Below are 18,417 nucleotides of genomic sequence, written 5' to 3'. Positions count from 1 at the left end.
CAGGCGGGTCAGGTGCGGAAGTGCCCGACGGCCGCTTTTAGCTCGCCGCCAACCTGTTGCAAATCGGCCGTCGAGACTTGCAGTTGCAGGCCTTCCCTGGCACTGCCCTCAGCCACTTCGCGCACCCGCGTCATACTCTGGCTGACTTGCTCGGCCACCACGCTCTGCTGCTCGGCGGCCGCGGATATCTGCTGGTTCATCTGCTCGATGCTGGACACCGCCCGGGTGATCCGCGCCAGCGCCTGAGAAGCTTGCGCGGCAAGCACCACCGTTTCATCGCTCAACACATGGCTGCCTTGCAAGCGCTCGGCGGCGTGTTGGGCCACAGCGCTCAGACGAACGATCAGCCCTTCGATTTCCGTGGTCGAACGCTGTGTGCGCCGTGCCAGGCCACGCACCTCATCGGCGACCACGGCAAAGCCACGACCCTGCTCGCCAGCACGCGCGGCCTCGATTGCGGCGTTGAGCGCCAACAGGTTGGTCTGCTCGGCCACCGCCTTGATCACATCGAGCACGCCTCCAATCGCTGCGCTCTCCACCAATAGCGACCGCATGGCTTCAGCGCAACCACCCATTTCCACTGCCAGATGGTCAATTTTGTCACCCGCCTGACGCACCAGTTCGTCGCCCTCACGCGCCTGTTGGTCGGCATGCGCCACCGCTTCGCTGGCTTCACCCGCGTTGCGCGCGACTTCCTGCGCTGTGGCGGCCATCTGTTGCATGGCGGTGGCGGCCAGCTCGGTTTCCTGGCGTTGGTGTTCGACATCACGGCTGTTGCTCAGGGTCACCTCAGCCAGGCTGCAGGCCATGCCGTTGAGCGAGCCCACACCACGGTCGATTCGCCCGACCAAGCCGCGCAGGCTGCCCAGCATGCTACCCACGCTGCCCAACAGTTGACCCAGCTCATCGCGACGACCACTGTCTGCCGGCGGATCACTCAAGTCCCCCGCCGCCACGCGCTGGACCAACTGCACGGCCTGGCGCAACGGCTGCACAATCAACTGGCGGATCAGCAGGCTAGCGCCAATGCCCAAGGCGAGCGCGAGAACAGTGATCAAACCCAATTGGCGATCGGCATTGCGATTATCGTCCAGGACCGCTTGCCTTTGCTGTTCATCGGCTTGAGCCAGCAGCTTGCTTACCTGCTCGGTCTGCGCGGTCATCGCCGCACTGCTTTGCGCACTTTGCCCACGGCTGTCGACGAACTCGCGGAAGGACTTCCGGTAGTCGCCCAGAGCAGTGCTCGCCTCCTGCAGCGACTCGCCTTGTTGCTCACCAAGATCGAGCGCCTGCATGGCGGCCAGCAGTTCACTCATGCTCATTTCCCAGTCGCTGCGGTAACGCTCCTCGCCATCGAGCGAGTAATACAGTTCACTGTCACGCAGCTTGGCGAGCTTGTCTCGCAATGCAGCGGTCTGCTCGAGCAGCACCATCTGATTGCTGGTTGGGGGTGTGCCCTGCCCCAACCGGGTGTTAAGCGCATCCAGTTGATCGAGAAACAGCAGAGTGAAACTGTCGCCCGCGGTCTGCGCCAGCGTCTGCATGCGCAGGCGGGCTTCGCGAGCCCGACGCAACGAATCGGCATAGCCGAGAAACTGCTCCAGATAACTGCTGACAGCCGTGCGTACGCTGGCGCGCGCTGCGCTATTGACCGGTTCTTCATCCAGATGCTGGCTCAGTTTCCCGATCGTCTCGCGCACCTGCTCAAGATGCTGCGGAGCAAGATCCAGAGCGAATGCCTTCTCGGCGATTCGGGCACGCAGGATCAGTGCCTGGATCGATAACTCCTGACGCGATTGCTCACCGCGCTGCTGCAACACACCCAGGGAACGAAAAGCAGTAACCGCCACCGCCAACGTCACCAGCAGCACCAGGCCAAAGCCCAGCGACAGCTTGGCACCGACCGATAGATTCCCGAGTACGCGATTCAGTACGAGCATGTCGAACTCCTCGCACGGTCGTGAAAAAACAGCCTGCCCTTGGCGCCCAGGCTGATCGCTGTGCCGGGTTTGGACTCACTCATCTGCCGATACCTTATTCTTGTTGTTGTGCGCGCCCGGGACTCCGACCAATAGCGCGGTGTAGCAGCAACTCTAATGAGTCGTACCTCGACGACACCAATCGCATCCTGCGTTATGAGCAATCGCAAAGTACGATGATAGGTATCCGGATTTGCGGCTTGAACGGTGAGAAGAAAACCCTTAGGCCATGGCGCACATACGCTCTATCAGCGTTCGCAATACCTCCCATCCCGACTCGCGATTGGCCAAACCATTGGCCTCCCCTTAGCCTGCGTCGAACCGTCAGGCCTGGCCATCCCCGCGCCGGACCTGACCGCCTGCCTTTGCTCGCACAAGGACAATAACAATCATGTTCCGCTACTTCCCGACCAACTACGTGTGGAATCTTTCCGTCGACCTGGCCATTGAAATGGGCGCCCGTATCGGCGAAATCGAAGAGATGTGCGCGCCGCTGCAAGAGGCCGCCAAACAACCCGACGCCGCCGGTAGCAAGGCCTTCCGTGAGACCTGGGCGAACATGGCCGACAAGCTGTGCGGCCTGGCTGAAGAAGACGAAGGCAAGGGTCGAATGTTGTCTGCCGGTGAAAAATACAACCGCGCCGCAACCTACTACCTGAGCTGCGAACGCCTGCAGGCCCATGGCGCCCCCGGCCGCACGGAGCTGTACCAGCGCTTTCTGCACACCTTCCAACGCGGTATCGAACTGGCACGAGAGAACTGCGAGCGCGTTGAAATCCCTTACGAAGGCAAACACATTTCCGGCCTGCTGGTCCGTGCCGAAGGCGTCAGCGGCCCAGCGCCGATTCTGGTGCAGGTCAATGGACTGGATTCCACCAAAGAAATGAAATACCGCGTCGGCCTGCCCGCCTGGCTGGCCAAACGGGGCGTGTCGTCGTTGATCATCGACCAGCCGGGAACAGGCGAAGCACTGCGCCTGCATCACCTGACGGCGCGTTTCGACAGTGAGCATTGGGCCAGCCGTGTAGTGGACTGGCTGGAAACCCGCGACGATGTCGATGCCAAACGCATTGGCCTGGAAGGTGTGTCACTGGGCGGCTACTACTGTCCACGCGCAGTAGCCTTCGAGCCGCGCTTCGCTTGCGGCGTGGTGTGGGGTGCCAACCATGACTGGCGTGATGTGCAGAAACGTCGCCTGGAAAAGGAAGGCAGCTTTCCGGTGCCGCATTACTGGTCGCATGTGGCCTGGGTATGGGGCGCCAAAGACACCGATGAGTTCATGACCATCGCCGAGAATGTTCATCTGGACGGCATCCTGGATCGCATCAAGGTGCCTTTCCTGGTCACCCACGGTGAAAAGGATTCGCAGATTCCGCTGAAGTGGGCACACCGCACCTACGAACAGTTGGTCAACAGTCCAAAGCGCGAGCTAAAAGTCTTCACCGAACGTGAGGGCGGCGTGCAGCATTCGAGTTTTGATAACAGCATCAATGCTGGTCAGTACATTGCCGACTGGGTCGCTGAAGTGCTCCGCGGCCGTACCGAATGATGGGTGTGAAACCTACCAGATTCTCGGCATGTGTTGGCCTTGCCTTAAGCTGCAACCGCGACCCGGCGATGTTATAGCCCAAATGAGCTGACTCCTGTATTTCAGCAGGAGTCAGATCGCTGGGATTCCTTTCAAGCTATTTTCCAATAGGGTGTTAATCTGCAAAAAAAAAGTAAACTGAGTCAAGGAACAGTCACCGCACGGAAGCTCTCATACGAACTAGCCTCAAACGTTACTAGCGGATCTGTTCCCTCAGAGATGAGGCCGCTTCTATGTACATACCCCACAGCTGCAATCCGCTGGAAAAAGTATTTTATCGTCCCATAGATGCCGCCATACGTTGGTGTAATCTAATGGCTTTTGAATCTCAGATTCTTGAGTCCGCCAAGGATTGCCCCGCAATTCTGCCTACGACTTTCCCCCAGTGGCCATGCCTCCACGCCAACACTGAAAAAATCCTCGATGCAGTGCGCAACCATGAACTTCCTTTTGGCGTTTTCGGCGTGACGGTAGCACTTGGAACCCCCATAGACTGCAGACTTCTAACCGTCAGGCATGCAGACCTTAAATGTTGGATGTTTCATCATTATCCCGATCAGCGTCCGGCTTTCTTATTTGGGAAACTACCCGCTGAGAATAAGCAAATCAGCTTTGGGACTTACCTGACATTGCGAGCTGACCGAGATGCGCTTGAGGTAGCGCTTAAACAAAGTGATGCCGCCCTTCGTGAGATCCTTGAAGAGCTCACGGCCATCGGTTTGGAACGGGAAAGTTTACGCACACTCGTTAAGACACAAGGCAAGCTCAGTGAGCGCAGCGAGACCGGATATCAGCATGTAATCGGCGCCTTACTCGAAACCCTGCTCGGCTCCTCACCAGCCGGAAAACCCAACTCCGTATTCGATAGCCAAGCCGCGATAGTTGATTCAATATCGGAGAGGTGGATAAATACGGCCGCCAAACTGAACTCCTTGTTTGCCTCACGCAACTGATGTGAAAGGGACTGGAAGACTGTCCTTGCGCGCGACCTCAACCCTGGGCGGTACTTGCTTGTACCCAACAGAGCTGTAAAACGGGTCAGTCGACGCCGAAAAGGTCACCTAGGGAGTAACGGTAAATGAATCGAAGCTAGCAAAATGCTATACCCACGTCCACCCGTGGTTGCTGCTGATGGTTGCGGCTCGCTGAGTGGGATCACGCTTGATCAGCCCTCTCCCCGTCACGCCGCTGAAACCGCGTGATACCTAATGCCTCTGCCGGAACCTGAGCGATTGTCTGAATCACCTCAGCAGCAACCGAGGCTACCACCCCGCCAATACCCATCCCCCGGTGCTCGCCTCGCGGACCTTCGATATGGGCAATACCGTTGACGAACGCCCTTGTCACTTCAGAGCATTGTCTTGGCACGGGGAGCCTCCGGACACGAGATCAGAACACAATTGCGCCTTCCGGATGGCAACGCTACCCAGATCCAAAATATCCGTGGGAGTAAATGTAGGAGTATTTGTTTAGACATGAAAAAGCCCAATCTTTTCAGATTGGGCTAAGTCATTGAAAATATGGTCGGGACGGAGTGATTCGAACACTCGACCCCTAGCACCCCATGCTAGTGCGCTACCGGACTGCGCTACGCCCCGACTAGGCGTTGAATCTGTCCCTCATCTCGAGGAACGCTCAAGAATATATCGCAAGCTTTTGAAAACTGGAAGTATTTAAAAGCAGGAATTTATTTCTTAAGCACCACCAGAACATCTTCCAGCTCGGCGATCATCTGGCGGATCATTTGTTTGTATTGGGTTGTGTCGTCTTTGGCTTCATCGCCGGACAAACGCAAACGTGCGCCGCCGATGGTAAACCCCTGATCGTAAAGAAGCGCGCGGATCTGCCGGATCATCAGCACGTCCTGGCGCTGATAATACCGGCGGTTTCCGCGGCGTTTGACGGGGTTGAGTTGAGGAAACTCCTGCTCCCAGTAGCGCAGCACGTGCGGTTTTACGGCACATAGCTCGCTGACTTCACCAATGGTGAAGTAGCGTTTGCCCGGGATGACGGGTAGTTCGTCGTTATGACTTGGTTCCAGCATAAGCCTCAACTCGGGCCTTCAACTTCTGCCCTGGACGAAAGGTGACCACACGGCGAGCCGTGATCGGGATTTCTTCTCCCGTTTTCGGATTGCGGCCAGGCCGCTGGCGTTTGTCCCGAAGGTCGAAATTGCCGAAACCGGACAATTTGACTTGTTCGTTGTCTTCAAGAGCGTGCCTGATTTCCTCAAAAAACAGTTCGACCAATTCCTTGGCCTCCCGTTTATTCAGGCCCAGCTCTTCATACAGACGTTCCGCCATCTCAGCTTTCGTCAGAGCCCCCATACGTCACTTCCTTAACGTGGCGTTCAACCTTTGTTCGAGCGAGGTGAGGATGTTTTGCGTCGCGGTATTCACCTCATCGTCATTAAGAGTGCGCGATGGATGCTGCCAGGTCAAGCCGACTGCAAGGCTTTTTCTATCAGGATCAATGCCTTTACCCTGATACACGTCAAATAGCCTGAGGTCTGTGAGCCATTCGCCTGCATTTTCACGGATTACGTCCAGTACGGCACTGGCCGCAACGTCCGTGGCCGCAATCAGCGCCAAGTCACGACGCACTTCAGGAAAGCGCGACAACTCCTGGAATTTAGGCATTTTTCCCAATGCCACTTCGGCCAGAACCAACTCGAAGACGAAAACCGGGCGGTCGAGACCGAGGGTTTTCGACAATTCAGGATGGATAGCGCCAACGAAACCTACCAAGCGGCCTTCACGTTCGATGCGCGCGGTTTGACCCGGGTGCAACGCAGGGTGTTTGCCCGGCACGAACGTGAACGAATCCAGCGCACCGGCGAAGCCCAGTACCGCTTCCACATCGGCTTTGACGTCGAAGAAATCCACGACATCGCGACCTTGTGCCCAGCCTTCCGGTAGACGGCTACCGCACACCACACCCGCCAGCATCGGCTCTTGCTTCAGGCCTTCCAGCTGACCGACGAAACGCAGGCCGCTTTCGAACAGGCGGACGCGATCTTGCTGACGGTTCAGGTTGTGCTGAAGCGCCTTGACCAGACCAGGCCACAGGGACGAACGCATGGCAGCCATGTCGTTGGAAATCGGGTTGGCCAGCAGCAGCGGCTCGACACCCGGATTAAACAACTCGAACTGTTTCGGATCGATGAAGCTGTAAGTGATCGCTTCCTGATAACCACGAGCCACTAGCAGACGACGCAGTTCAGGCAGATCGCTGCGCGCTTCGGCCTTGGCTTGCGGCGCCAGACGGGCTTGCGGGTAGCGAACCGGCAGACGGTTGTAACCGTACAGACGGGCCAGCTCTTCGATCAGGTCGACTTCCAGGCTGATATCGAAACGGAAGCTTGGCACTTCAACGCGCCACTGCCCTGCCCCATCGGCAGAAATGGTCAGACCCAAGGCCCCGAGCAGACGCTCGACTTCGGCCGAGTCCATTTCCATGCCCAGCATCTGGGTGATGCGTTGGGCACGCAGGGTGATCGGAGCGATCGATGGCAGATGCTGCTCGCTGACGGTTTCGACGATCGGGCCAGCTTCACCGCCGGTGATCTCCAGCAGCAGGCCAGTGGCGCGCTCCATGGCTTCACGGGCCAGCTTCCAGTCCACGCCACGCTCGTAGCGGTGCGAAGCGTCAGTGTGCAGGCCGTAAGAACGAGCCTTGCCAGCAACGGCAATCTGATCGAAGAAGGCACTTTCAAGGAATATGTCGCGAGTGGTCGCGGTGTTGACGCCGCTGTGCTCGCCCCCCATGACGCCAGCGATTGCCAGTGCGCGGGTGTGGTCGGCAATCACCAGCGTATCGCTACGCAGGCTGACTTCCTGGCCATCGAGCAGCACCAGCTTCTCGCCTTCTTCGGCCATGCGCACGCGGATGCCGCCATTGATTTCGGCGAGATCGAAGGCGTGCAGCGGTTGACCCAGTTCCAGCATCACGTAGTTGGTGATGTCGACGGCGGCGTCGATGCTGCGCACGTCGGCACGACGCAGACGCTCGACCATCCACAGCGGCGTAGGCTTGGACAGATCAACATTACGGATCACACGACCCAAGTAACGCGGGCACGCGGCTGGCGCGAGCACTTCAACCGAACGCACTTCGTCGTGCATAGCGGGAACGCTGGCAACAACCGGGCGCGTGACTTGGGCGGCATACAGCGCACCGACTTCGCGAGCCAGACCGGCTAGGGACAGGCAATCACCGCGGTTCGGGGTCAGGTCGACCTCGATGCTGGCGTCGTCGAGGCTCAGGTACTCACGAATGTCCTGACCGACTGGCGCATCGGACGGCAATTCCATCAGGCCATCGTTGCCTTCGCCGATTTGCAGCTCGGCCTGGGAGCACAGCATGCCGTTGGACTCAACGCCACGCAGCTTGGCTTTCTTGATTTTGAAGTCGCCCGGCAGTTCGGCACCGATCATGGCAAACGGGATCTTCAGGCCGGGGCGCACGTTTGGCGCACCGCACACTACCTGGAAAGTCTCCGAGCCATTGCTGACCTGACAAACGCGCAACTTGTCAGCGTCAGGGTGTTGCTCGGTGCTCAGCACCTCGCCCACCACCACACCACTGAATTCACCGGCGGCCGGCGTAACGCTATCGACCTCAAGACCGGCCATCGACAGACGAGCAACCAGCTCGTCGCGACTTACCTGCGGGCTTACCCAGCCACGCAGCCATTGTTCACTGAATTTCATCCTGCTCTCCTAAGAATTCGTTACGACTAGCGAAATTGCGCGAGGAACCGCAAGTCGTTGTCGAAGAACAGACGCAAGTCGTTCACGCCGTAACGCAGCATGGCCAGACGCTCAACGCCCATGCCGAAGGCGAAGCCCGAAAACTCTTCCGGGTCGATCCCGGACATGCGCAGCACGTTCGGGTGAACCATGCCGCAGCCCATGACTTCCAGCCAGCCAGTCTGCTTGCAGACGCGGCAGCCTTTACCGCTGCACATCACGCATTCCATGTCGACTTCAGCGGATGGCTCGGTGAACGGGAAGTACGAAGGACGGAAACGCACGGCCAGTTCTTTTTCGAAGAACACGCGCAGGAACTCTTCGATGGTGCCTTTCAGGTCGGCGAAGTTGATATCGCGGTCGACCAGCAGGCCTTCGACCTGGTGGAACATCGGCGAGTGGGTGATATCGGAGTCGCTGCGGTACACACGGCCTGGGCAGACGATGCGGATCGGCGGCTGTTTCGATTCCATGGTGCGGACCTGTACCGGCGAGGTATGGGTGCGCAGCAACATGTTGGCATTGAAATAGAAGGTGTCATGCATCGACCGGGCCGGGTGATGGCCTGGGATGTTGAGTGCTTCGAAGTTGTGATAGTCGTCTTCGACCTCAGGGCCTTCGGCGATGCCGTAGCCAATGTGGGTGAAGAACTGTTCGATACGTTCCAGAGTACGCGTAACCGGATGCAGACCACCCGAGGTCTGGCCGCGGCCAGGCAGGGTCACGTCAATGGACTCGGCAGACAGTTTGGCGGCCAGGTCGGCCTCTTCAAACAGTGCCTTGCGAGCATTGAGAACCTCTGTGACACGCTCCTTGGCAACGTTGATCAGGGCGCCGACTTGCGGACGCTCTTCTGCTGGCAAATTCCCCAGGGTCTTCATCACCTGAGTCAATTCACCCTTCTTGCCAAGGTAGTGAACCCGGATTTGCTCCAGGGCATTGATATCTTCAGCGCTTTGCACAGCCTCTAGTGCTTGAGAGACGAGCGCATCCAGGTTTTCCATGTACAGACTCCAGATACAAAATAGGGGAAGAGCTTGAAGGCTCTTCCCCTATTTATGACGTTTAACACCTGGCCCCACAGAGGTGAGGCCGGGTGACTGTCGGGGGTACTTAAGCCAAGGTGGCTTTAGCTTTCTCGACAATCGCAGCAAACGCCGCTTTTTCGTTCACTGCCAGATCAGCCAGAACCTTACGGTCGATCTCGATGGACGCTTTTTTCAGGCCGGCGATGAAACGGCTGTAGGACAGACCGTTGATACGTGCACCAGCGTTGATACGAGCAATCCACAGAGCGCGGAACTGACGTTTTTTCTGACGACGGTCACGGTAGGCGTATTGGCCTGCCTTGATTACCGCTTGCTTGGCAACACGGAATACGCGCGAGCGAGCGCCGTAGTAGCCTTTAGCAAGTTTCAGAATTTTTTTGTGACGTTTACGGGCAATGACGCCACGCTTTACACGAGCCATGAGTTACTTCCTCTATTCTTGACTAAAATTAACGAAGGCGCAGCATGCGCTCGACTTTTGCCACGTCAGACGGATGCAGCAAGCTGCTACCGCGCAGTTGACGCTTACGCTTGGTCGACATTTTAGTCAGGATGTGGCTCTTGAAAGCGTGCTTGTGCTTGATACCGTTAGCAGTTTTCAGAAACCGCTTAGCAGCACCACTTTTCGTTTTCATTTTTGGCATGTTCGGATACTCCGCATTCAGTTGATAAACATAATCAGAAGGCCTGCCGTGCCCTGTTGATTACTTCTTCTTTTTCGGGGCGATGACCATGATCAGCTGGCGTCCTTCCATCTTAGGATGCTGTTCGACCGAACCGTACTCGAGCAAGTCACCTTCAACTCGCTTGAGGAGTTCCATCCCCAGCTCCTGGTGGGCCATCTCACGGCCGCGGAATCGCAAGGATACCTTGGCCCTGTCCCCATCACTCAGGAAACGTACCAGGTTGCGCAGTTTTACCTGGTAATCCCCTTCCTCCGTCCCTGGACGAAACTTGATTTCTTTAACCTGAATCTGCTTCTGGTTTTTCTTGGCCGCGGCAATCTGCTTCTTCTTCTCGAAGATCGATTTGCCGTAGTCCATCAGTTTGCAAACAGGGGGTACTGCATCGGCGGAAATTTCCACCAAATCCAGTTTGGCCTCTTCAGCCTTAAGAAGCGCGTCTTCAATTGACACAATCCCAAGCTGTTCACCTTCAGCCCCAATTAACCGAACCTCGCGTGCCGAGATATTCTCGTTGATCGGGGCTTTCGGTGCAGCTCGTTTATCTTGTCTCATTTCACGCTTAATAGTAATTACTCCGAATCTGGGCGACCACGCCGGGAAACCGCTTGCGCGAGAAACTCAGCGAACTGGGCGACGGGCATCGAGCCCAGGTCAGCACCTTCACGAGTACGCACAGCGACAGTCTGCATCTCGACTTCCCGATCTCCGATAACCAAGAGATAGGGAACCTTGAGCAAAGTATGCTCGCGGATTTTAAAGCCGATCTTTTCATTTCTCAAGTCAGACTTGGCACGAAATCCGCTTTCATTGAGGGTTTTTTCAACCTCGGCGGCAAAATCGGCCTGTTTGTCAGTGATATTCATGATCACTGCCTGAGTCGGAGCCAGCCACGCAGGGAATGCACCCTCGTAGTGCTCGATCAGGATTCCGACGAAACGTTCGAAGGATCCGAGGATCGCCCGGTGCAACATGACCGGGTGCTTGCGACTGTTGTCTTCGGAGACGTATTCGGCTCCCAGACGGACAGGCAGGTTAAAATCGAGCTGAAGGGTACCACATTGCCAGACACGGCCGAGGCAATCTTTCAGCGAAAACTCGATCTTCGGACCGTAGAACGCACCCTCACCCGGCTGCAGATCATACGGCAGGCCCGCGCTATCAAGGGCTGCGGCCAATGCCGCTTCGGCGCGATCCCACAATTCGTCGGAACCGACGCGTTTTTCCGGACGAGTGGACAGCTTCATCTCGACGTCTTTGAAGCCGAAGTCGGCATAGACGTCCATGGTCAGCTTGATGAACGCAGCGGATTCGGCCTGCATCTGCTCTTCAGTACAGAAGATGTGAGCATCGTCCTGAGTGAAGGCGCGAACGCGCATGATCCCGTGCAGTGCACCCGACGGCTCGTTACGGTGGCAGGCACCGAACTCGGCCAAGCGCATCGGCAGCTCGCGGTAGCTTTTCAGGCCCTGATTGAACACCTGCACGTGGCACGGGCAGTTCATCGGCTTGATGGCGTAGTCGCGGTTTTCCGACTGAGTGGTGAACATGTTGTCGGCGTAGTTGGCCCAGTGCCCGGATTTCTCCCACAGGCTGCGGTCAACGACTTGTGGAGTCTTGATCTCCAGGTAGCCGTTGTCGCGCTGAACCTTGCGCATGTATTGCTCGAGCACCTGGTACAGAGTCCAGCCGTTCGGGTGCCAGAACACCATTCCCGGCGACTCTTCCTGAGTGTGGAACAGGCCCAGACGCTTGCCGATCTTGCGGTGATCGCGCTTCTCGGCTTCTTCGATGCGCTGGATGTAAGCCGCCAGTTGCTTCTTGTCCGCCCATGCGGTGCCGTAAACGCGCTGCAATTGCTCGTTCTTGGCATCGCCACGCCAATAGGCGCCGGACAGCTTGGTCAGCTTGAAGGATTTCAGGAAGCGCGTGTTCGGCACGTGCGGACCGCGGCACATGTCGACGTATTCTTCGTGATAGTACAGACCCATGGCCTGCTCGTTCGGCATGTCTTCGACCAGACGCAGCTTATAGTCTTCGCCGCGGGCCTTGAACACTTCGATCACTTCGGCGCGCGGAGTGACTTTCTTGATCACGTCGTAATCTTTCTCGATCAGCTGCTGCATGCGCTGTTCGATGGCGGCCAGGTCGTCCGGGGTGAAAGGACGCTCGAAGGCGATGTCGTAATAGAAGCCTTCGTCGATGACCGGACCGATGACCATCTTGGCCGTCGGGTACAACTGCTTGACCGCGTGGCCAACCAGGTGGGCGCAAGAGTGGCGAATGATCTCCAGCCCCTCTTCATCCTTTGGCGTAATGATTTGCAGCGAGGAATCGCTGTCGATGATGTCGCTGGCGTCGACCAGCTTGCCATCGACCTTACCGGCCACGGTGGCCTTGGCCAGACCGGCACCGATGGATGCGGCGACCTCGGCTACGGAAACCGGGTGATCGAATGAACGTTGACTGCCGTCGGGAAGAGTAATAGTTGGCATGGCGCCTCCTCTCCTAGTGGTGACCCCTACCAAAGGTCACGTGGGTTGGGATGAGCCAGTACAAGATCCGATCCAGGCCATTCAATAACGAACGCCTGCCTTACAGCGGCAGGAGCCTTGCGGCCAACCGGAAAACCGAACCAGAGTGACTGGGATTCAAATCAGGGTTATTCGCGCATCCGCCGCTACCGGGACTGAAGGTCATCCGGAGCCTGCAAACGCCCGAGCGAAGCATGCTAGCACAGATGAACGGTCGTCGCGGCGGCAAGGTTTTCTGCTGGGGCAAATCAGGCATTTTTATGCCAGAGTGCTGAACTTGAACCCCGCTTTACCCCTCAGATAACAAGACATTGACCCAAAAGGAGCATCTCAGCATGCGTCTGAATCGTTTATTCGCCATCGTCGCACCCGTCGTCCTGTTGCTGCCGCTGGCTGCCCATGCCGATTGGCCAAAGGGGGAGCGCGAGAAATACATGGCTCAGTGCACTCAGGCGGCCACTCCGCAGATCGGCGCTGCGGCTGCGAAGTCTCACTGCGCTTGCGGTGCCGACGCGATCAAATCGTACCCGGCTGGCGACATTCAGGCCCTGATGGATAACAAGGCCAGCCCGGAACTGCAACAGAAAGCACTGGGTCAGATTGCTAAATGCAAGGCCAATGCACCGGCGAAAAAGTGAGGAAAAAGTCCTTTTGACTCGGCTCACCGCCGATAAAAAGTGATGAAATTTAGCTTTTTCGTACGATTTATGCAGGTTTTTCAGCTTTTTTTATTGTCTTTACTTTCGACTGAAAGCCTTTTAAACCGGGGCTTTCAGCCACACGAAGCAACAAAGTAAACGCGACTGTAGGGCAAACAGCACACCCGGGGGGCTCCCAAAGCGAACATTTCGACTATGATACTCCGGTGTGCCCAGTTGGCCTGAGCAGCACAGTACTACTGAAAATATATGTTTCTTGGAGATACACCATGTCTAATCGCCAAACCGGCACCGTTAAATGGTTCAACGATGAAAAAGGCTTCGGCTTCATCACTCCTCAAGGTGGCGGTGACGACCTGTTCGTACACTTCAAAGCTATCGAAAGCGACGGTTTCAAAAGCCTGAAAGAAGGCCAGACCGTTTCCTTCGTGGCTGAGAAAGGCCAAAAGGGTATGCAAGCTGCACAAGTCCGCCCAGAGTAATTTTCTGGCGCACTAAAAAAACCCCGTCCATGTGACGGGGTTTTTTATGGGCGAAACAAAAGCCTGAAGAAATCAGCCGCAGTTGACGCGGGTGACCACCAGATTGTTGTCGGTGTTCAGGTTCAGGCGATCGGAGCGGTATTCCAGGGTCACCATGTCATCAGGCTTGAGGAACCGGGCATTCTGCGCGCCTGCGCGGGTACGTGCCTGCTCCAGCAATTGGGGCGAAGCCTTTTTGCCAATGGTGAATTCGGCAGCCTTTGCTTCACAACGGCTGTGGCCGGTGTCGGTCGCCACAGGGTCCTTTGCCGACTCGGTGGACGTACTGCTGCAACCGGCCAGCAGGGTGGCGGCCAACAAAGTACCCAATGACGCGAGCTTCCAAGGCATGAAGCCTCCTTTTTTCAATAGTTAAGCTGAGATCGTGCGACCGCCATTTTGGCGTTTGGTTTCAAGGCGAGCGCTCGCCCCGCCCTCGATCCAGGCAGCGTCGAGTGTGCCTGAGCATTAGCATGCCGTTCATCACTCAATCGTGACTGAATATGAACGGCGTTTAATAAACGTCGATGTAGTCGAAAGGCGGCTTCGGCCAGTTCTGCTTGAGCGCATTGAAAATCTGCATGACCCAGACCTTGTCGCTGGCTGCGACCAATCCGACATAACCGGAACCCTTGGCCCAAGTCTCCAGGCGAAACAGCAGCCCGTCGATGTCCGTGCCGCCCACAATACCCGACGAAATGTAGGCGATGCCGCCCTTGGTGACCCGCAACTGAGTGTGTTCATCGTCGCTGGCAGAAGCCAGCAGCTGACGCACCGCTTCGAGGGTCAAGCCATCAGGAGTGTTCAAATCGATCTGCACAGCACTGTCCTTGAAAAATCGTCAAAGACCAAGTGTCGCATAGCCCTCCCCTCATGCCTAAGTCGGAGTGCCAAACGTCCCACAAAATGGTTAACTCGACACTCAGCCTTTCCGACTTCACGAGCGCCATCATGACCACCGTAAGTATCGACGCCGACATCAAAGCCAAGTGGCCACAGGGCCACAGCTCTTACAGCCCGGGTAGCCCGGAAGAGTTGGCAATCATTGGTATCGATTTGCTGGTCAAGGAACTGGGAACACAAGCCGCACAGACATTCATCAAACAGGTTCTCGAGAAATACCCCGCTGACTACATGGGCGCAAGAGAAACCGAGTAGTGTAAAACCCGCAGGCTGGCACCTGCGGGCCTATGCCTTACTTCAAACGAGCCAGACGCTGGGTCAGCAGGTCGAAGAAGCCCTGAGCGTCGCCGCTTTCAACCCAGAAGGCATTTTTCGGTGCCTTCAGGCCGTCATACCAGTCGACGATGGTCTGGCCGAAAGTCGGCCCTTCGCGGCTATCAACCACTACGTTGACCGAACGTCCGGTGAACAGCTCCGGCTTGAGCAGGTAAGCGATGACTGTGGCGTCATGCACCGGGCCACCCGGAATGCCGTAGTGCTCCATGTCGCCTTTGACGTATTCGTTGAGAATATCGCCCACCAGTTTGCTGGCATTGTTATCCAGTGCGGCGATCTGCTGCAGGCGCGCTTCACTCGTGAGGACCTTGTGGGTCACATCCAGCGGCAGATAGGTCAGCTTGACACCACTTTTCAGCACCACTTCGGCAGCCTGCGGGTCAGCGAAGAGATTGAATTCGGCCACCGGGGTGATATTGCCACCATTGAAGTGCGCACCGCCCATTATCACCACTTCCTTGATGCCCTGAACGATTTCAGGCTCCTGGATCAGCGCCAGCGCCAGGTTGGTCTGTGGACCGAGCATGGCGATGGTGATGCTGTGGGGTTTGGCGGACTTCAGGGTATCGATCAGATAGTTGACCGCATTGCCTTCGGCCAGGCCTTTCTTCGGTTCGTGCACCGTGACGCCCGACAGACCTTCCTTGCCATGGATGTTCTCGGCATAGATCGGCGTGCGCATCATGGGTTTCGGCGCGCCCGCATAAACAGGCACCTCCTCGCGCCCTGCCCACTCACGGGCCAGACGCGCATTACGCGAGGTCTTGTCCAGACGTACGTTGCCAGCAACGGTGGTCAACGCACGAATGTTCAGCTCTTCCGGCGATGCCAGGGCAAACAGCAAGGCAACCACGTCATCGGCACCCGGATCGGTGTCGATGATCAAGTCGATCTTCTCCGCCGCTTGGGCGCTTGTTGCGGTAATCAGGGACAAAAGCAGCAGACTCCGGAGCAGGTGGTGCAGTTTCTGAGCATAGCGGTGCATAGCGCATTCCTTGTGCATGGGAAGAATGGAAAGTTAGAACGTTACGCCAGCCACCAAAACGATGTTGCAGTACGGCTGACATTCGCCTGTACGAACAATCGCCCGTGCCTGTCGGCTGAGTGCTTTGAATTGGTCATGACTGAGCAGATCGCGCCGGCCCAGTGCACCTTCGGCATTCAGTTCATCCAGCGTGCTCAAGGCCGACGGTTTCTTGTCCAGAATCTCATGGGCCAGCACATGGCTTTCGACCTGCATTTCGCTGAGCACGACCTTCAAGGTACTGACGAAATCCGGAATTCCGTGGGTCAAGGCCAGGTCTATCAATTCGACGCCGGGTGGAACCGGCAGGCCGGCATCGCCGATCACGACCGTGTCGCCATGGCCCAGGGCGGCGATCAGCCGCGACAGCGCGACGTTGAGCAAAGGAGTCTTTTTCATGGTGCTTTAAAGGCCTGTACGTCGGACAAGGTGGGAATCGAAGGTTGCGCGCCAGCCCGGGTGACCGACAGCGCAGCGGCGACCTGGCCGAAACGGATCGCTTCAGCCTCGCTTTTGCCGGCCGCCAAAGCTGCTGCGAAACCACCGACGAACGTGTCGCCGGCCGCAGTGGTGTCGACCGCCTTCACTTTCGCTGCCGGGAAATGCTCAAGCCGTGTGCCATTGGCCAATAGCGATCCCTGAGCGCCGAGGGTGATGATCACTTTGCCGGCACCCATGGCGATCAAGCGGGTGGCGGCGGTTTCGGCGGTGCTCAGGGAGTCCACCGGCAAACCGCTCAAGGCCGAGGCTTCGCTTTCGTTGGGTATCAGGTAATCGATGGCTGCATACCAATCCACCGGCAGCGGGCGACTGGCCGGCGCCGGATTGAGAATCACGGTTTTACCCAGCTCACGACCGCGCTTCAGAGCATGGCCAACCGTGGCATCCGGCACTTCCAGCTGACAGATAATGACATCCGCCGCTTGTAACACCGCGTCGAAACGGTCGATCACTTCGGGCGTCAGCGCACCGTTGGCGCCGGCAACAATCACGATCGCGTTCTGACTGTTGTCATCGACCACGATCAACGCCACGCCGCTGGAATCTTCGACCGTACTGACCGCCTGGCAATCGATCTGCTCGGCCAACAACGCCTCGCGCAGCGCTTCGCCATAGGCATCGCTTCCGACACAACCGACCATCGACACCTGCGCTCCCAGCCGCGCTGCGGCCACGGCCTGGTTCGCGCCCTTGCCGCCGGAAACCGTGGCAAACGATTGGCCGATCAGCGTTTCACCACCACGAGGCAGCCGTGGCGCCCGGGTGACCAAGTCCATGTTCAGGCTGCCTATTACCACTACTTTTGCTGGCATACATCACTCGTCAATTCTGTTTCTGCGGTGCTTTTGGTTTCAGCGGTACTTTTTGTTTAGCGGAATTGGGCGAACACACCAGCCAGCGGCGCAGTCGATTCGCGCAGGACAATACTCGGCGTCACGATGCGCTGATCGGTCGCCAGAGCCGGCGTGGCAATCCTGCGCAACAGCACTTCGGCCGCCATCTCGCCAAGCTGCAGGATCGACTGGCCCACGGTGGTCAGCGCCGGGTAGACGTAACGGCTCATCTGGATATCGTCAAAGCCGATCACCGACAGCTCGGTAGGCACACGAATATTGCGCTCGGCAGCGGCGCGCAACACACCGATGCCAATCATGTCGTTACCGGCGAAAATCGCGCTGGGCGGGTTCTTTTCCAACAGGATCGCGGCGGCGTTATAACCGCCGGTGCTGGTGAAGTCGCTTTCCAGCATGCGCTCGCGCGGCACTTCGACGCCCGCCTCTTTCAAGGCGCGGCAATAACCGGCCAGACGCATCTGCGCCACGCTGGTACTCGCTGGCCCGCCAATCGTGGCGATGTCCCGATGCCCCAGCTCCAGCAGGTGTCGGGTCGCCAGATAGGCACCGTATTCGTGATCGATGCGCACCAGATCGGCATCGAGACCTTCGAGCCCACGGTCGACGATCACCATTGGCGTTCGCACCCCCGCTAGACCTTCGGCCAGGCCGCTGTCACCACCGGCCGAGGCAACGATCAGGCCGTCAATGCGCTTTTCCAGCAACACGCGAAGGTAGCTGCGTTGCTTGTCCGGGTTGTCGTCAGAGTTGCAGAGGATGACGCAATAGCCGTTGCGCTCGCAGTAATCCTCGATGCCACGGGCCAACTCGGCGAAGTACGGGTTGAGGCTGTTGGGCACCAGCAGGCCGATGGTCGCGGTGGTTTTCGCTTTCAATGACCGGGCCACGGCACTGGGCACGTAGTCGAGACTTTTGATCGCCGCCTCGACCTTGACCCGTACTTCCTCACTGACCGGCCGCGTCTTGTTCACCACGTGGGAAACCGTGGTGTAGGAAATGCCCGCGAGTGCCGCTACATCCTTGATTGTTGCCATG

At 57.6% G+C, this 18,417-nt stretch carries 20 protein-coding genes, 1 tRNA gene and 1 pseudogene; 5 read left to right on the top strand and 17 right to left on the bottom strand.

Features of this window, described 5'->3' with window-relative positions; genetic code table 11:
* Nucleotides 1-8: 8 nt before the first annotated feature.
* Both PSH97_RS28570 and PSH97_RS28565 read right to left on the bottom strand, forming a co-directional pair.
* Nucleotides 9-713, bottom strand: a complete 705-nt coding sequence (locus PSH97_RS28570) for a methyl-accepting chemotaxis protein (RefSeq protein ID WP_407682185.1) — start codon at nucleotides 711-713, stop codon at nucleotides 9-11.
* 201 nt (nucleotides 714-914) lie between these two features.
* Nucleotides 915-1,163: pseudogene (locus PSH97_RS28565) on the bottom strand (methyl-accepting chemotaxis protein); the annotation flags it as partial.
* A gap of 1,207 nt (nucleotides 1,164-2,370) precedes the next feature.
* Here PSH97_RS28565 and PSH97_RS10225 point away from each other — a divergent pair.
* Both PSH97_RS10225 and PSH97_RS10220 read left to right on the top strand, forming a co-directional pair.
* Complete coding sequence (locus PSH97_RS10225; RefSeq protein WP_305449058.1) at nucleotides 2,371-3,528, top strand: alpha/beta hydrolase family protein; 1,158 nt, start codon at nucleotides 2,371-2,373, stop codon at nucleotides 3,526-3,528.
* 353 nt (nucleotides 3,529-3,881) lie between these two features.
* Nucleotides 3,882-4,520 (top strand): hypothetical protein, encoded by a 639-nt coding sequence (locus PSH97_RS10220; protein ID WP_305449057.1) that lies wholly within the window; start codon nucleotides 3,882-3,884, stop codon nucleotides 4,518-4,520.
* Between the two features lie 568 nt (nucleotides 4,521-5,088).
* On the opposite strand, the gene PSH97_RS10215 is transcribed toward PSH97_RS10220, so the two are convergent.
* The 9 genes from PSH97_RS10215 to thrS form a co-directional block, all read right to left on the bottom strand.
* Nucleotides 5,089-5,165 (bottom strand) — tRNA-Pro (locus PSH97_RS10215).
* Nucleotides 5,166-5,254: 89 nt separating this feature from the next.
* Nucleotides 5,255-5,611, bottom strand: coding sequence for a MerR family transcriptional regulator (locus PSH97_RS10210; protein WP_003179985.1), 357 nt, complete (start codon nucleotides 5,609-5,611; stop codon nucleotides 5,255-5,257).
* Nucleotides 5,592-5,894, bottom strand: a complete 303-nt coding sequence (ihfA, locus tag PSH97_RS10205; RefSeq protein ID WP_002553164.1) for an integration host factor subunit alpha — start codon at nucleotides 5,892-5,894, stop codon at nucleotides 5,592-5,594. Before ihfA ends, PSH97_RS10210 begins: the two co-directional genes overlap by 20 nt.
* Nucleotides 5,895-5,897: 3 nt before the next feature.
* The gene (gene pheT, locus PSH97_RS10200) at nucleotides 5,898-8,279 is read right to left on the bottom strand and encodes a phenylalanine--tRNA ligase subunit beta (RefSeq protein WP_305449056.1); all 2,382 of its coding nucleotides are present in this window, start codon (nucleotides 8,277-8,279) and stop codon (nucleotides 5,898-5,900) included.
* A gap of 26 nt (nucleotides 8,280-8,305) precedes the next feature.
* Nucleotides 8,306-9,322, bottom strand: a complete 1,017-nt coding sequence (gene pheS / locus PSH97_RS10195) for a phenylalanine--tRNA ligase subunit alpha (RefSeq protein ID WP_007905876.1) — start codon at nucleotides 9,320-9,322, stop codon at nucleotides 8,306-8,308.
* Nucleotides 9,323-9,431: 109 nt separating this feature from the next.
* A complete protein-coding gene (gene rplT / locus PSH97_RS10190) occupies nucleotides 9,432-9,788 on the bottom strand; it encodes a 50S ribosomal protein L20 (RefSeq protein WP_007905879.1) in 357 nt (118 codons plus the stop codon).
* A 28-nt stretch (nucleotides 9,789-9,816) separates the two neighbouring features.
* Nucleotides 9,817-10,011 carry a 50S ribosomal protein L35 gene (gene rpmI, locus PSH97_RS10185; RefSeq protein ID WP_002553160.1) on the bottom strand — a complete coding sequence of 65 codons (195 nt, stop codon included), beginning with the start codon at nucleotides 10,009-10,011 and terminating at the stop codon, nucleotides 9,817-9,819.
* Between the two features lie 60 nt (nucleotides 10,012-10,071).
* A complete protein-coding gene (infC, locus tag PSH97_RS10180; RefSeq protein WP_169857083.1) occupies nucleotides 10,072-10,623 on the bottom strand; it encodes a translation initiation factor IF-3 in 552 nt (183 codons plus the stop codon).
* Complete coding sequence (gene thrS, locus PSH97_RS10175; protein WP_123498780.1) at nucleotides 10,623-12,545, bottom strand: threonine--tRNA ligase; 1,923 nt, start codon at nucleotides 12,543-12,545, stop codon at nucleotides 10,623-10,625. The genes infC and thrS overlap by 1 nt, the downstream gene beginning before the upstream one ends.
* A 374-nt stretch (nucleotides 12,546-12,919) precedes the next feature.
* Between thrS and PSH97_RS10170 the strand changes: the two genes are divergently transcribed.
* Together PSH97_RS10170 and PSH97_RS10165 are read left to right on the top strand one after the other, a co-directional pair.
* A complete protein-coding gene (locus tag PSH97_RS10170) occupies nucleotides 12,920-13,222 on the top strand; it encodes a hypothetical protein (protein ID WP_038980108.1) in 303 nt (100 codons plus the stop codon).
* A 290-nt stretch (nucleotides 13,223-13,512) separates the two neighbouring features.
* On the top strand, nucleotides 13,513-13,725 hold the full coding sequence (locus PSH97_RS10165; RefSeq protein ID WP_003179963.1) for a cold-shock protein: 213 nt from the start codon (nucleotides 13,513-13,515) through the stop codon (nucleotides 13,723-13,725).
* A gap of 72 nt (nucleotides 13,726-13,797) precedes the next feature.
* Here PSH97_RS10165 and PSH97_RS10160 read toward each other — a convergent pair whose 3' ends face one another.
* Nucleotides 13,798-14,115 (bottom strand): I78 family peptidase inhibitor, encoded by a 318-nt coding sequence (locus PSH97_RS10160; RefSeq protein WP_038980107.1) that lies wholly within the window; start codon nucleotides 14,113-14,115, stop codon nucleotides 13,798-13,800.
* Nucleotides 14,116-14,278: 163 nt separating this feature from the next.
* Nucleotides 14,279-14,584: a hypothetical protein gene (locus PSH97_RS10155; protein WP_305449055.1), complete on the bottom strand. Its 306-nt coding sequence runs from the start codon at nucleotides 14,582-14,584 to the stop codon at nucleotides 14,279-14,281.
* A gap of 131 nt (nucleotides 14,585-14,715) precedes the next feature.
* Between PSH97_RS10155 and PSH97_RS10150 the strand changes: the two genes are divergently transcribed.
* Complete coding sequence (locus PSH97_RS10150; RefSeq protein WP_305449054.1) at nucleotides 14,716-14,922, top strand: hypothetical protein; 207 nt, start codon at nucleotides 14,716-14,718, stop codon at nucleotides 14,920-14,922.
* Between the two features lie 37 nt (nucleotides 14,923-14,959).
* On the opposite strand, the gene PSH97_RS10145 is transcribed toward PSH97_RS10150, so the two are convergent.
* Genes PSH97_RS10145 through PSH97_RS10130 form a run of 4 tightly spaced genes read right to left on the bottom strand, consistent with a single transcriptional unit; the run spans nucleotide 14,960 to nucleotide 18,416 of the window.
* A complete protein-coding gene (locus tag PSH97_RS10145; protein WP_305449053.1) occupies nucleotides 14,960-15,988 on the bottom strand; it encodes a nucleoside hydrolase in 1,029 nt (342 codons plus the stop codon).
* 33 nt (nucleotides 15,989-16,021) lie between these two features.
* Nucleotides 16,022-16,426 carry a D-ribose pyranase gene (rbsD, locus tag PSH97_RS10140; RefSeq protein ID WP_305449052.1) on the bottom strand — a complete coding sequence of 135 codons (405 nt, stop codon included), beginning with the start codon at nucleotides 16,424-16,426 and terminating at the stop codon, nucleotides 16,022-16,024.
* Nucleotides 16,423-17,340 (bottom strand): ribokinase, encoded by a 918-nt coding sequence (gene rbsK, locus PSH97_RS10135; RefSeq protein ID WP_305449051.1) that lies wholly within the window; start codon nucleotides 17,338-17,340, stop codon nucleotides 16,423-16,425. The genes rbsD and rbsK overlap by 4 nt, the downstream gene beginning before the upstream one ends.
* A 56-nt stretch (nucleotides 17,341-17,396) precedes the next feature.
* Nucleotides 17,397-18,416 carry a LacI family DNA-binding transcriptional regulator gene (locus PSH97_RS10130; protein WP_305449050.1) on the bottom strand — a complete coding sequence of 340 codons (1,020 nt, stop codon included), beginning with the start codon at nucleotides 18,414-18,416 and terminating at the stop codon, nucleotides 17,397-17,399.
* Nucleotide 18,417: the final 1 nt, after the last annotated feature.

It is taken from the genome of Pseudomonas cucumis, assembly GCF_030687935.1.
GTDB lineage: Bacteria > Pseudomonadota > Gammaproteobacteria > Pseudomonadales > Pseudomonadaceae > Aquipseudomonas > Aquipseudomonas cucumis.
The sequence above is the reverse complement of the archived record's forward strand: the minus strand, read 5'-3'. Positions and strand labels throughout refer to the sequence as shown.